Here is a 13,503-nt window from a genome sequence, read left to right as displayed (position 1 = left end):
CAGAGCACCAAGGCAGAAGCTATGATTCACTGATTGCTCATACGACCATTGTTTTTGTCCGTTATATCGTTTTATCTTGGCAGAACCGATGTGGCAGCGATCAACGTACACTAGGCGGCATGTTTTATGAGTTGTGTGACGAAGTGAATGAATTAGACTGGGCAGCAGCTTTACAGACACTTCTCTCATTGCTGGAAGAAATCAGCCAGAAAGCAACCAAAAGGCTCAAAACATTTATCGACTGTCAAGTACAACAATGGGCAGCTTGTTTGCCTAGTTATATCAAGGGATACCTACCACAATTGAACTGCGAAAGTTGAGTAAAATTTAATGTTTTTCTTTCTTTATGTTCTTTTTTTAGCTACTAACCAAACAAATAGGAGACTATTCATGACATGATTCGGACACGCTTATTGACACACATCACGGAATAAGATAAATTATGATTGATGCTTTAATTGATATTACAATGAAAATAGAGGCTTTATATCAAACTGAAAGGAAAAAAGATCATGCCAATTCACCCGATATGGGACAATTTTCCAGAAATCAAAGAAGATTTAGTGGGCTGCTATGCTTTAATGGAAAAGAAAGTACGGATCCGCAACAAAGACATCCAAGAAGCCATCTTTGATTTATTGAATGGCGGCGGGAAGCTTTTGCGTCCTGCTTATTTTATTCTCTTTTCCCGCTTTGGTAATCTTCAAAAGCAAGACCATAAAAAGCTGCTGTATGCCGCTTCTTCCGTTGAGATGCTGCACATCGCAACGCTGGTCCATGATGACATTATTGATGATTCCCCCACAAGACGCGGCACACAATCGATCCAGTCTAAATTCGGTAAAGATATCGCCGTTTATACAGGAGACTTTTTATTTACCGTTTACTTTGATTTGCTCGCACATGCTACTGATTCTACGGCAGCCGTCAAATTGAATGCCTTTGCTATGAAACGGATCTTGCTCGGCGAGCTCGATCAGATGCACCAACGTTATAACATGGACATCACCCTTCGCCAGTATTTAAGAAGTATTTCTGGAAAAACGGCACAGCTGTTTTCTTTAAGCTGTTTTGAAGGTGCCAAATGGGGCTTCTGCAGCCCTAGCGTTATCATCAGCAGTCGGCACATTGGTCATCATATCGGCATTGCCTATCAAATGTTGGATGACATTTTAGATTATACACAAAACAGCGAAACGTTAGCCAAGCCCGTTCTGGAAGATGTTAAACAAGGCGTTTACTCTTTACCGCTCATTTTAGCAATGCGTGGCCATAAAGAAGCCTTTGAGCCTTTGTTGCGAAAAGGCAAAGACATGACGCCCGAAGATACGCAGCAAGTTGTTCACTTGATTGAAAAGTATCACGGGACTTCTAAAGCTCAACAACTTGCCCAGCGTTATACAGATAAAGCGCTAAATGGTATTCAAGCCTTGCCTGATCGTCCAGAAAAAAAGATCCTTTATCGTTTAACAGAAGAGCTTCTATACCGCAATTTCTAAAAGGATTTGAAACGACAAGCGTCCTAAGACTCGAAGAAACCTTTGAGCTTTAAGGGCGCTCTTTTTATATTTATCCTCAGCAAATAATAAAAACGATTTTGTTTCTAACACCTCAATAAATAACACTGGTTTCAAATTCGTTATAACAGATATGAACAGCTTTTTCGCTCAGGCTGCTGGATCGATCAACATCCGATTTGTTTATTCCAGATCTTTGCAACCAGCTTTTAGAGCAAATCATTGCATTTACAACTAAAAGTGCTATCGTAGAGTACAGAAAGGCTTGTTTTGTATATGCTTAGATGCTCTTTGATTCTGTCTAAGATTTATGCAACGAGTTAATACATTTCTACAAAACTACTTTTGTGGTTTTCAAAACCTGTAGGAGGTTGACGATAGAATGTCTGATAAAGGTAAAAAGATTGAAGCTGGCGTGGCTGCGGTCAAAGTATTGGAAAGTTGGGGCGTTAAGCACGTCTACGGCATTCCAGCTGGATCATTGAATTCTTGGATGGATGCACTAAACAAAGAAAAAGAAAGCATCCAATTTATACAAGTTCGTCATGAAGAAGTTGGTGCTCTTGCTGCATCCATGCATGCAAAATTTACTGGTGAAATCGGCGTGGCTTTAGGATCAGCTGGCCCTGGTGCAACGCATTTGATGAATGGGTTATATGATGCGCGTGAAGATCATGTACCCGTGTTGGCGATCATTGGTCAGCGTTCAGAACGTGAAATCAATATGGATGCTTTTCAAGAAATGAATCAAAACCCAGTCTTTGCAGATGTTGCCGTTTATAATCGTCGTGTTGCTTATCCAGAACAATTACCAAAAATCATTGATGAAGCTGTTCGTACAGCAATCGCTAAAAAAGGTGTAGCAGCTGTTGAAGTTCCTGTAGATTACGGTTGGGTAGAAATCGATGACACAGACTGGTACTCTTCAGCAAATGCTTACAGAAATTACCTTTATCCTGCTGTAGATGAAAAAGATATTGATGAAGCTGCAGCGCTTCTTGAACAAGCAAAACGTCCTGTGATTTATGCCGGTATCGGAACCCGTGGCAATGGGGATGCTGTGATGGAGCTATCCCAAAAATTAAAAGCACCTGTAGCCGTTTCTGGTATCAACTATGACACTTTCCCGCACGACTTTGAAGCATTGCTCGGCTCTGCTTATCGTGTCTCAAGAAAACCTGCTGTAGAAGTATTTGACGAAGCAGATGTGGTTTTATTTGCTGGAAGCAATTATCCTTTTGCTGAAGTTTCAGATACTTTCAAACATACCAAAAAATTTATTCAAATCGATATCGATCCACAAAAGCTAGGCAAGCGCCATAAAACAGATGTTGCGATCCTTGCTGATGCTGGTGATGCCATCCGTGCAATAACGAAAAAGATTTCAGAAAAGCCTGAAACAAGTTGGTATCGCGCAAATCTCAACAACATTAAGAACTGGAAAACGTATACGGATAAGCTCGAGCAAAAAACAGATGGTGAATTGCAGTTTTACCAAGTCTACAATGCTATCAATCAAGTTGCAGATGAAAATGCATTGTACTCAGTCGACGTTGGAGATACAACACAAACTTCTGTCCGTCACCTGCACCTGACACCAAAAAATATGTGGCGTACTTCTGCCCTTTTTGCCACGATGGGAAATGGCTTACCAGGTGCTATAGCTGCTAAAGCTGATTTTCCAGATCGTCAAGCATGGAACTTAGCCGGTGATGGTGCCTTTGCAATGGTGATGCAAGATATTGTTACTGCTGTACAGTACGAGTTACCCGTCATCAACGTTGTTTTCTCAAACACTCAATATGGTTTCATCAAAGATGAGCAAGAAGACACCAACCACGATTACTATGGCGTCTTCTTCAATGAAGTAGACTTTGCTAAGATCGCAGAAGCACAAGGCGCAGTGGGCTATACCGTCACTGAAATCAGCCAATTGAAAAAAGTCTTCGAAAAAGCGGTTGAAGATGAAAAAGCAGGCCGCACTGTCTTGATCGATGTAAAAATTTCTCGCGATCGTCCGCTACCTGCTGAAGCTTTGAAATTAGAACCGGCACTTTATTCAAAAGAGGAAATCCAGGCCTTTAAAGAACGTTTTGAAGCTGAAGAACTTGAACCGCTCAGCTACTTTTTACAAAAAGAAGGTCTTGAATCAAATCTGCAACAAGAAAAATAATCTAAAAAAAGAGGCTATCTCGATTTTCGAGACAGCCTCTTTTTAAGGTTCTACAATATTTAACGTTGGTCTGTAAAAAAATCATTTTTTTAATGCTAAACTCGTTAGAATCCTATTTCTAGAAATTTCAGGAGGCACATAGGGCTTACTGGTAGCCATGAAAAAAGATGCAATGTAAATCACTTAGTATTAGGCTTTAGCCGTTACACTAAGTTTGAAGCTTGCAAGCATTGAGACGCGATTTTCGGCTCAATGTGTTCTCATGGCTTTCCATCAGTAGCCCATCGATCATAGGAAATTTCTTTACCAACGTTAAAAGAGGAAGAAACCTTTTTAAACACTTTTTCTATTTTTACTGTGACTCTTTTGCCATTGAGCTTAATTTATGCAATAAATTTAGCGAAATGATACAAAGCGAGCATAGCGAGACTTTGCGGCTTAATGATTCTATCGTCCTCGCTCCGCATCTTGGTTTTCTCCACGGTCGAGTTTGTAAAGTTTCTGGTAGCGCGGATTGTTTTCTAACAATTTGTGAGGGGTTCCTTTGATAGCGACTTGGCCGTCTTCGATAAAGACTACGTGGTCCATTTGGTCTACCCCTTGTAAGTGATGAGTGATCCAAATGATCGTTTTGCCTTCTAAGGCATCAAATAGCGTGTCTAAGAGGGTTTGTTCAGTCACAGGGTCTAATCCTACAGTAGGCTCATCAAGCAAAACTACAGGCGTATTTTGGAGCAAAATACGTGCAAGTGCGATTCGCTGCTGTTCTCCACCAGAAAAACGTCCACCTGCTTCTTCCACTACTGTATGAAAGCCATCCGGCAACTGCTCGATCATTTTGCCGAGCCCTACTTGGTACAACGTTTTGATCACTTCTTCATCTGTTGCTGAAGGATTGCCCAAACGAACATTATTCAGTACTGATGTATTGAACAAATGTGGACTTTGATTGATCACACCGACCCATTGAGAGATGTCTTCTCCAAGCTGCTGAACCGGTACCTCATTTAACGTGATCGATCCGCTTTGTGGAAGCAAGTCGCCACGAATCATACGTCCCAGCGTACTTTTTCCGGCGCCGCTTTTACCTAAGATCGCCAACTTTTCCCCTTTTGGTACAGTTAGCGATAATTGATTCAACACCTTTTTTGTGTCAGGTTCATAAGAAAAAACAACTTGATTCACTTTCAATTCTTCAAATGTTTCTTTTGATAAAGCTACAGCTGCTGAAGTTGGTTTAGTATCCTCCAACTCAGCTTCTGGGAGAGCATTCAATCGTTTGACAGAGTCTTTATAAATCGTCAATTCTGAAGTTGCTGCCGGTATGGGCGCAAAAGCATCTACCAATGGAAAAATCGCCAGAACAAAAGCAGCGATCCAGTTGGCTGCTCCTCCTTGATTGCCTTTGAAGACAAAGCTCGTCCATATTAGAACAACTACTGCTAATAGTGCAAAGAAGACTTGCAGCAGGAAGTCGCGCATGCGATCAAAGCGTTTGATTTGATATTCATCTTTGCGTACGGCTCGCTCACTGTCCTCGTAGCTGCTGACGATATCTTCTCGACGTCCACTAAATAACCAGTCTCCTACCCCTAATACAGCATCGGTCAATTGATCATACAAGTGATTACGCGCTGTTTTTTGTCTTTCCATTTTAACCCCATTGACTAATAGCGAAACGAGCGGCATCAACACAACCACCACCGTCATCATCAACAGCATCATGAAAGCAAAAGGTACTGAAAAAAGACCTAATCCAATAATCACTACGATATAAATCAACCAAGAAATAATCGTTGGAAAAATGGTGCGCAAGTAAAGGTTCTGCAAATGATCGATATCTTCTGCTAAAACAGCTAAAATATCTCCCGTCTTATATTTTTCTTTGAAGAAGACAGCTTCTTTTTCAAGCGAACGATACAATCTCACCCGCAAATCAGAAGTCATTTTTAAAACCCAGTTGTGGCTCGTCAGTCGTTCAACGTATCGAAAAGCTGGCCGGCCGATCCCAAATCCTCTCGTCAATACGATTGGAACATAGACCAGCATAATGTTTTCTGGCTGACTAGCTGACTTGCTGATCAGAAAACCAGAGGTGAACATCAATGCACTGCCGCAAAAGAGGGTCATAAATCCTAAGAACAGCACAAGATAAAGCAGTTTTCCATATTTTTTCATAAAAGGTCTGACCCAAGTATCTTGTTTAAAAACAGCTAAGATTTGTTTCAGTTGCTGATTATGCATGTGTTGTTCCTCCTCTCATTTGCTGCATCAAAGTCGTATAGGCACCATTTTTCTCCAACAGCTCTTCATGTGTCCCAGCGTCCACGATCCGTCCGTGATCCAGCACTAAAATATAATCCATTTCATGCATCCAATGTAGGCGATGCGTTGAAAAGAGCACCAAATGTTCATCTAGCAAGGGCAGAATACTTTCTTTCAACTCTACTTCTGTTTCAATATCCAAGTGTGCAGTCGGTTCATCAAACAGCAAAATTTTTCGCTCAGGGTCTAAGAAAGCCCGTGCAACAGCTACTCGTTGTGCTTGTCCGCCGCTCAACATCCGTCCACTTTCCCCAATGATCGTTTCTAGCCCAGCTGGTAATTCGCGAATAAAAGAAGCCAAGCCAGCTTTTTCAGCTGCTTGTTGGACCGCTTCGTCTGTAGCTTCAGGTGTATAGAAACGAATATTATTGGCCAATGTGTCATGGAACAAATACGGTTTTTGCGGAATATAAATGATTTCTTTTTGCCAATTGCGTTGTGCAAAGTGAGGCACTTTTACGCCGTTGATATCGATCTCGACACCTTCTAACGGTTGTAAAAAGCCGCCAAAGGTATCAATAAAGGTCGACTTGCCCGATCCACTCATCCCGATGATACCGATTTTGCCATATCCTTTCCAATGCAGCTGGATATCTTCTAAAGCATTCGGACTGTTTTCTTCGTGCCGGACATTCAAATGGCTGATCGTTAATTCACTTGTTTCTTGCCATTTGGCTTTGTCTGCAGACAAACGTTCCGTATCTTCTGGCACTTCAATAGCTAAAATGGTAAAAATAGCTTCCATGGCGTTTTTGCCATCTAGCGTAGCATGATAATCATTTGAAAACTCCCTAACAGGCAAAAAGTACTCAGGTGCCAAGATCAAAACAGTCAAAGCTGGCAGTAATGGCATTTCGCCATTCAATAAACGCAGCCCTAAAAAGACTGCAATGATCGCGATAGACAGCGTCGTAAAGAAATCCAATGCAAATGTCGATAGAATCCCGATCGACAACGCGCCCATCGTTGCTTTGCGATAATCTTCACTAACACGATGAACGTTTTTGCTGTAGGACTTGCTTAGCCCTAGCAGTTTTAATGTTTCCAATCCTCGCAACGAGTCTACAAAGTGATTGGACAGTATTTTGTAAGTGGCATACTGGCGGTCTGCCTTGCTTTGCGCCGCATAGCCTAAAATAATCATAAATAAAATAATAATCGGAAAAACAACGATCATGGTTACACCTGAAGTCGTATCGAGCATAAAGGTATAAGCTAACACGATCCAAGGAATCACCATCATATTCATCATTTTAGAAAGGAACAACGTGACATAGTCGCCAAATTGGCGGATCCCTTCTAGTGCCATCGTTACGACATTACCCGTCCCTGCTTTTTGAACCAGTTTTGGTCCAAGAGAAAAGACTTTATCTAATAGTTCTTTTCGCAGTTCCCGGCTTTTTTCATAAGAAAATTTATCCAGCATTTTCTCGCGCAACATCGTGAGAAAGTGGCGGCCAGCAAAGGATAAAAAAAAGAACAGCATGCGACTAATCTGAGCTGTTAATCCTTCGCCGTTCCACAAACCTGTTATTGCTAAAGCTAAATAGCGCGCTTGAAAAACAATCATAAAAGCTTGCAGAAAAGAAATTCCTGCAAGCAATATCATGATTTTTTTCATGCCGGATAAACTGAATAAACGTTTATCCACCATATGAATCTTCCACTCCACTTTCTTTTTTGATCCGTTTCCGGAAAACGTAGTAAGACCAAGTTTGATAACCTAAAACGATCGGTAGGAAGGTCAAGGAAACCCAAGACATGATCTTCAACGTATAAGGTGTACTTGATGCTTCACTGATCATCAGACTGTTTTCAGCAGAGATGGAGCTGACCATCACGCGTGGGAACAAGCCGAAGAACAACAAGGCTACAAGTGCTACTAAAGTCAAACCGCTCGTGATAAAGGCCAAGATTTCTTTGTCTTTATAGGCCCCAAAAGTTGCCAAGATCGACAAGACAATGATTAAAGCAAGCAGTGACCATGTTGAAACAGGATGCACAGTAAAGAAATCTGTTGAAGTATACAATAGACCAGCAAATGCTGCCAAACCTATAAAGAGTACAATATATAGTCGCTTAGCATAAACACCAGCTCGTACATGTACTTCTCCAATTGTTTTTAAGCGAATATAATTTAAACCATGCAAGAAGCACAGCAAAACCATCGCTACCCCGCCAACGATCGAGAAGAGATTGAAATAGTCGGTAAAAGTTGCACGAATGTTGCCTTCAGCGTCCATTGGCATCCCTTTGACCATACTCGTAAACATCAGGCCAAAGAAGAAAGGCACGATCAAGCTGCCGATAAAGAGCGTCCAATCCCAAATTGCGCGTGTTGCAGGAGTCTGCATCTTACTGCGAAATTCAAACGAAACACCACGAATGATCAAACCAAACAGAATGATCAGTAAAATCAAGTAAAAGCCGCTGAACAAAGAAGCATACCAGCCAGGAAAAGAAGCAAACAATGCTCCCCCAGCTGTGATCAGCCATACTTCATTCCCATCCCAAACTGGACCGATCGTTGAGATCAACTGATTGCGTTCAGGCAGGTCTTTGGCTACAAAGCGCGTTGCCATTCCGACTCCAAAGTCAAAACCTTCTAGAAAGAAGAAGCCGGCAAACAAGACACCGATCAAAGCAAACCACAGCAGTTGTAAATTATTAACATCAGCCATTTTTTACAACGCCCCCTTTTCATACGTATCTTGTTCTTCGCTTTCGCCCTTTTCCAATTCACTTACATGGTAAGGACCTTTTTGCATTTCTTTGTAAACAAGGTAGACCATCACAGCTCCTAAAGCTGTAAATAAGACAAAGTAGATCGAATTACTTGTCACTAAGGAAGCTACGGATACGTTTGGCGATACACTATCTTCAATCGTGAATAAGCCATAAACGGTCCAAGGATAACGTCCTAATTCAGTGATCAACCATCCAGCCGTATTAGCGATGAATGGAACAAACGTACAAAATGCAATAATGGACAACAGCCATTTCATTTCCATAATCTTTTGTTTCTTCTTACTGAACCACAAGCCAAGTGCACCAATCATCAATAAGAATCCACCGCTGATCGCCATTACTCTAAAACTCCAGAATAAAGTTCTCACAGCTGGGTAATAATCTCTTTCACCATAAGTCTCTATCAATTCCTTGTTTATGGTATTCATTCCGCGAATAGCGCCTTCTGGTTTATTGAATGATAAAATACTCAACATGTAAGGTATCTCGATCGACCAAGTTGATTTTTTGTTGACAGTATCCTGAATCCCCACAACTGTCCATGAAGCTGGATCTCCTGAATCTTCATAAAGTCCTTCCGTTGCGGCAAATTTCATTGGTTGGTCTTCCACGAGTGCTTTCGTTTGCAAGTCTCCTGAGAAGACAGCCAAAGCTGCACCAACTAAGCCAATCGTCAAACCAACATTTAATGAACGTTTAAAGAACTTCACGTCTTGCTTGCGTAATAATTTAAAGGCAGATAATCCTGCGACTACGAATCCACCTAGTAAAATAGCACCAAAGACAACGTGCGTCACTTCATACCAAGCTTGCGCATTGGTCAGCAAAGCACCGAAGTTGTCCAATTCTGCCCGTCCATTGCGGATCGTGTAGCCAGTTGGATGTTGCATGAAACTGTTCGCTACTAAAATCCAGAAGGCAGATAAAATAGATCCAAACCAAATCAACCACATAAAAGCAGCATGAACTTTCGCGTTAAAACGATCCCAGCCGAACATCCATAACCCGATAAAAGTCGATTCTAAGAAAAAGGCCAATAAAGCTTCTAAAGCTAATAACGAACCGAAAATATCTCCAACAAATCGGGAATAATCAGACCAGTTCATACCAAACTGGAACTCTTGGATCAAACCAGTAACGACCCCTACTACAAAACTCAACAGAAAAATATGACCCCAGAATTTAGCCATATCTTTATACATTTCATCTTTTTTAACTACATACATGGTTTCCATGATTGAAATAGCGAAAGCCAATCCAATCGATAAAGGTACAAAGAAGAAATGGTACACTGTTGTCATCGCAAATTGAAAACGTGCTAGCGATACAATATCCAAATTCAATTAAACTCCTCCTTAGTAAAATAAACAGTCACTGCCTTTGCAAACAGTTCGTATTCTTACAGCGTTGTAACTTTTCACTCCTCTTTACATTATAATCATTCTAAGCTATTTTACAAGGTGTACTTGTTAAAAAAATTCTATAAGCCGACGATTTATTTGAAAATCTATTTCTTTTATTCTTCTAACACGTTAGACTAGTATCTGCAAGACCATTGCGTTCAAAAGTATACAAAGAATGCTTTCTAGGAGGAAACAATGAAACGTTTAAAAAAAATATTACTTGTCAGCATCGGTTTAATCTCTTTTATCTTAGGTGCGATCGGTTCAGTTCTGCCGCTTCTGCCTACAACACCTTTTCTTCTGTTGTCTGCTTTCTGTTTCATACGCAGTTCAGAAGCTTTTCACCGCTGGCTGAAAACGACTAGACTCTATCAACGCTATGTAGCTGAATATTTAGAGACCCGTTCTATTTCTATGCGGAATAAGCTAAACATTCTGCTATCGGTTTATATCATGGTCGGCATTTCTATCTATTTCACCCCTCTTCCCCTCATTAGATTGATGCTGGTATTTATGTTGGTTACACAAACCATCGTGCTCTTCTTTTTTATCCCGACGCGACCTGTCGAAAAAGAAAAAGAGTAAGGTGACGTCAAAACCTGATCTGCAAGCGAAAGTAGCAAAGAGTATACATGCGAGTCTATCTCTCCCCTATTTCTTTAAAATACCAGCTGCTTCGACCAGCTTATCTGTAAGTTCAATCTCTTATAGATAGGTTGGTTCTTTTTATTTCAGCTTGCCTACGCGAAACAAACTACTTAGTCAGCCGTTAGGGAAATGCTTAACAGCCTTTTTCGATTTATCTGTAAGGCCCCATGCCTTGACAGCAGCTATTAAAAAGTGCATATTATTAAAGTCGCAATACATTTAGCATAGACAATAATAAACAAAGGAGAAAAATAAATTGGACATCAAATCATTTTTTAAATTATCTCAGATGTATTCTACCACAGCAAGTATTTTTCCAGCTATTATTGGCGTTTTATATGCTTGGTATAATTATCGGGAATTCCATTTAGGACTGACTGCCATTGCTTTTGTCGTGGCCATCTTGTTTCATATGGCAGTGAATATCCGTGACGAGTACTTAGATTACGTTGTCGCTTCAAATAAACATTCCTCTTCCGTAAACCACATGGTGATCGGGCAGGAAAAGCTATCTTTACCAGCTGTTCGTGCTTCTTATTATATTGTTGGAATCATCTCAGCCTTACTTGGATTTTATTTGGTTGCGCAAACCAGCATGCTGCTATTATATGTCGGCATTATTTGCTTTTTAATCGGGATTTTTTATACAGCTGGTCCCAGACCTATTTCCAGCACACCATTCGGAGAAATTTTTTCAGGACTAGCAATGGGATTCGCCATTCTTTTTGTCGTTGTTTACGTAAATGGCTTTAATGTCATGGTGTTAAACGCTGCTACAGTCGGCAAAATCTTTTTAGCTTCCTTGCCTACTGTCATTACAGTTACAAATATTATGCTAGCCAACAACATTTGCGACCTAGAAGAAGATGTTGAAGACAACCGCTTTACATTGCCCTACTATATCGGCAAGCCAAAATCGCTTGCGCTTTATAAAGGATTATACTATATCGCTTACCTTTCTTTGATCGTTTCTGTTTTTCTTGGCATTTATCCAAAATTGATCCTTTTGACCTTGTTCTCGTTCCCTATTATTCAAAAGAACATCAACATTTTTATGAACAAACAAGTTAAAGAAGAAACCTTTATTACAGCTGTTCAAAACTCAGCTGTTATCCCGTTATTTATGATTGTAAGTACCATTTTGGGAATCTTATTGAATTTCTAATTTTTAATCAAAAAACGCTGATCGGTGTCATCGATCAGCGTTTTTTTACATCTTTTCTTCAATTCTTTCTTTTTCAGCTTCCGTATAGGGTTCATCACGCATAATAAAAGTCAATAGGAAGGCCACTAACGTTAATAATCCAGCTCCTATAAACACAGCGCGGAATCCAGCTAAGTCAGCTACACGTTGCGCATGATTGCTGGCTAGCGAATTTTGTGAAACCAATGTCATCAAAACGACAAACAGCGCAATCCCCAGCGAACCAGCCAATTGGCGCATCGTATTAAATAGAGCGGACGCATGGGAAGCAAGATGTAGCGGCACCGCATTAAATGCAGAAGTTTGCAATGGCATCAGCGTCAATGCAAAACCGAAAGAACGAACTACTTGCAAGAGAATAATGTGAGATATCGGTGTAGATAAATCAACAAAACCAATCAAGCCGGTACCAATAGTGACTAAAAACAAACCAGCAACCGCCAATTTCTTTCCGCCTATTTTGTCGAACATTCTTCCAGTAATAGGACTCATCGCAGCAACCACTAACGACCCCGGCAACAAGGCCATTCCAGAGCGCATCGGTGTCAGTCCTCGAATATCTTGAAAATAAATCGGTAATAAAATAATGGCTCCATACATTCCAGCCAACTGGATCAGTGTGATGATCAAGTTTAAACGATAATTGCGGTATTTAAAGATACTAAAGTTCAATAACGGCTCGTCTAACTGGTTTGATCTTTTGACCAGAAGGACCAGTGAAATCGCACCGACTACCAGCGGCAAAGCCACATTTATACTGAAGAAAGGTTGAGAAGAAACATTGCTCAATCCAAACAGCATCCCGCCGAAGCCTAATGTAGAATAAATGACGCTTAAGAAATCCAGTTTCGGCTTGCTCGTTTCTCCAACATTCTTTAATACAAAGAAAGCAACGATCACATCTAATATTGCAAATGGCAAAATAAAGTAAAACAACATATTCCAGTGGAAGTTTTGGACTACCCATCCTGAAAAAGTCGGGCCGATAGCGGGAGCAAAGTTCATCGCTAAGCCGATCAAGCCCATAGCAGAGCCTCTCTTTTCTAGAGGGAACATATATAAGACCACGATCATTTGTAAAGGCAAAATAATGCCGGCACCTATTGCTTGGATCATTCGTCCAACGATCAGCATGCTATACACTTGAGCGGTTGCTCCAATCAATGTTCCAACTGAGAAAATAGACATGGAAAACAAAAACAATTGTCTCGTCGTGAACCGGTCAACTAAAAAAGCCGTAATAGGGATCATGATCCCATTGATCAGCATATAAGCGGTTGTCAGCCACTGTCCTTGTGTCGGTGTGATGGAAAATTCATGCATGATCCGCGGCAATGCTGTACTCATCAAGGTTTGGTTCAATATTGTGACAAATGAGCCCATGATGATAACCCCTAAAATCGATACGATTTGGGCAAAAGATGTACTTCTCTGGGTAGTGTCACTTTTCATCGTACATTTCTCCTTTAAATATTTTTTTCAGTA

General features: G+C 40.7%; 9 protein-coding genes and 1 pseudogene. 5 read left to right on the top strand and 5 right to left on the bottom strand.

Annotated features, from left to right (window positions below; all coding sequences use genetic code 11):
• The 3 genes and pseudogenes from BM057_RS11680 to spxB form a co-directional block, all read left to right on the top strand.
• A pseudogene (locus BM057_RS11680) lies at positions 1 to 320 on the top strand (IS4-like element ISTeha3 family transposase); the annotation flags it as partial.
• A 198-nt stretch (positions 321 to 518) separates the two neighbouring features.
• The gene (locus tag BM057_RS06750) at positions 519 to 1,499 is read left to right on the top strand and encodes a polyprenyl synthetase family protein (RefSeq protein ID WP_177186193.1); all 981 of its coding nucleotides are present in this window, start codon (positions 519 to 521) and stop codon (positions 1,497 to 1,499) included.
• A 400-nt stretch (positions 1,500 to 1,899) separates the two neighbouring features.
• Positions 1,900 to 3,690: a pyruvate oxidase gene (spxB, locus tag BM057_RS06745; RefSeq protein WP_092092393.1), complete on the top strand. Its 1,791-nt coding sequence runs from the start codon at positions 1,900 to 1,902 to the stop codon at positions 3,688 to 3,690.
• Between the two features lie 447 nt (positions 3,691 to 4,137).
• On the opposite strand, the gene cydC is transcribed toward spxB, so the two are convergent.
• Genes cydC through BM057_RS06725 form a run of 4 tightly spaced genes read right to left on the bottom strand, consistent with a single transcriptional unit; the run spans position 4,138 to position 10,100 of the window.
• On the bottom strand, positions 4,138 to 5,934 hold the full coding sequence (gene cydC, locus BM057_RS06740; RefSeq protein ID WP_092092391.1) for a thiol reductant ABC exporter subunit CydC: 1,797 nt from the start codon (positions 5,932 to 5,934) through the stop codon (positions 4,138 to 4,140).
• Positions 5,927 to 7,669, bottom strand: a complete 1,743-nt coding sequence (gene cydD, locus BM057_RS06735) for a thiol reductant ABC exporter subunit CydD (RefSeq protein WP_047392256.1) — start codon at positions 7,667 to 7,669, stop codon at positions 5,927 to 5,929. The genes cydC and cydD overlap by 8 nt, the downstream gene beginning before the upstream one ends.
• Positions 7,659 to 8,696 (bottom strand): cytochrome d ubiquinol oxidase subunit II, encoded by a 1,038-nt coding sequence (cydB, locus tag BM057_RS06730; RefSeq protein WP_092092389.1) that lies wholly within the window; start codon positions 8,694 to 8,696, stop codon positions 7,659 to 7,661. Before cydB ends, cydD begins: the two co-directional genes overlap by 11 nt.
• Positions 8,697 to 8,699: 3 nt before the next feature.
• Complete coding sequence (locus tag BM057_RS06725) at positions 8,700 to 10,100, bottom strand: cytochrome ubiquinol oxidase subunit I (protein ID WP_092092397.1); 1,401 nt, start codon at positions 10,098 to 10,100, stop codon at positions 8,700 to 8,702.
• Between the two features lie 261 nt (positions 10,101 to 10,361).
• Between BM057_RS06725 and BM057_RS06720 the strand changes: the two genes are divergently transcribed.
• The gene (locus BM057_RS06720) at positions 10,362 to 10,751 is read left to right on the top strand and encodes a YbaN family protein (protein WP_092092387.1); all 390 of its coding nucleotides are present in this window, start codon (positions 10,362 to 10,364) and stop codon (positions 10,749 to 10,751) included.
• Positions 10,752 to 11,070: 319 nt separating this feature from the next.
• The gene (locus tag BM057_RS06715) at positions 11,071 to 11,979 is read left to right on the top strand and encodes a 1,4-dihydroxy-2-naphthoate polyprenyltransferase (RefSeq protein ID WP_092092386.1); all 909 of its coding nucleotides are present in this window, start codon (positions 11,071 to 11,073) and stop codon (positions 11,977 to 11,979) included.
• A 45-nt stretch (positions 11,980 to 12,024) separates the two neighbouring features.
• On the opposite strand, the gene BM057_RS06710 is transcribed toward BM057_RS06715, so the two are convergent.
• Entirely contained in the window at positions 12,025 to 13,470 is a 1,446-nt protein-coding gene (locus BM057_RS06710; RefSeq protein ID WP_092092384.1) for a DHA2 family efflux MFS transporter permease subunit, read from the bottom strand.
• Positions 13,471 to 13,503 lie beyond the last annotated feature (33 nt).

Source organism: Pisciglobus halotolerans, assembly GCF_900113675.1.
GTDB lineage: Bacteria > Bacillota > Bacilli > Lactobacillales > Carnobacteriaceae > Pisciglobus > Pisciglobus halotolerans.
The sequence above is the reverse complement of the archived record's forward strand: the minus strand, read 5'-3'. Positions and strand labels throughout refer to the sequence as shown.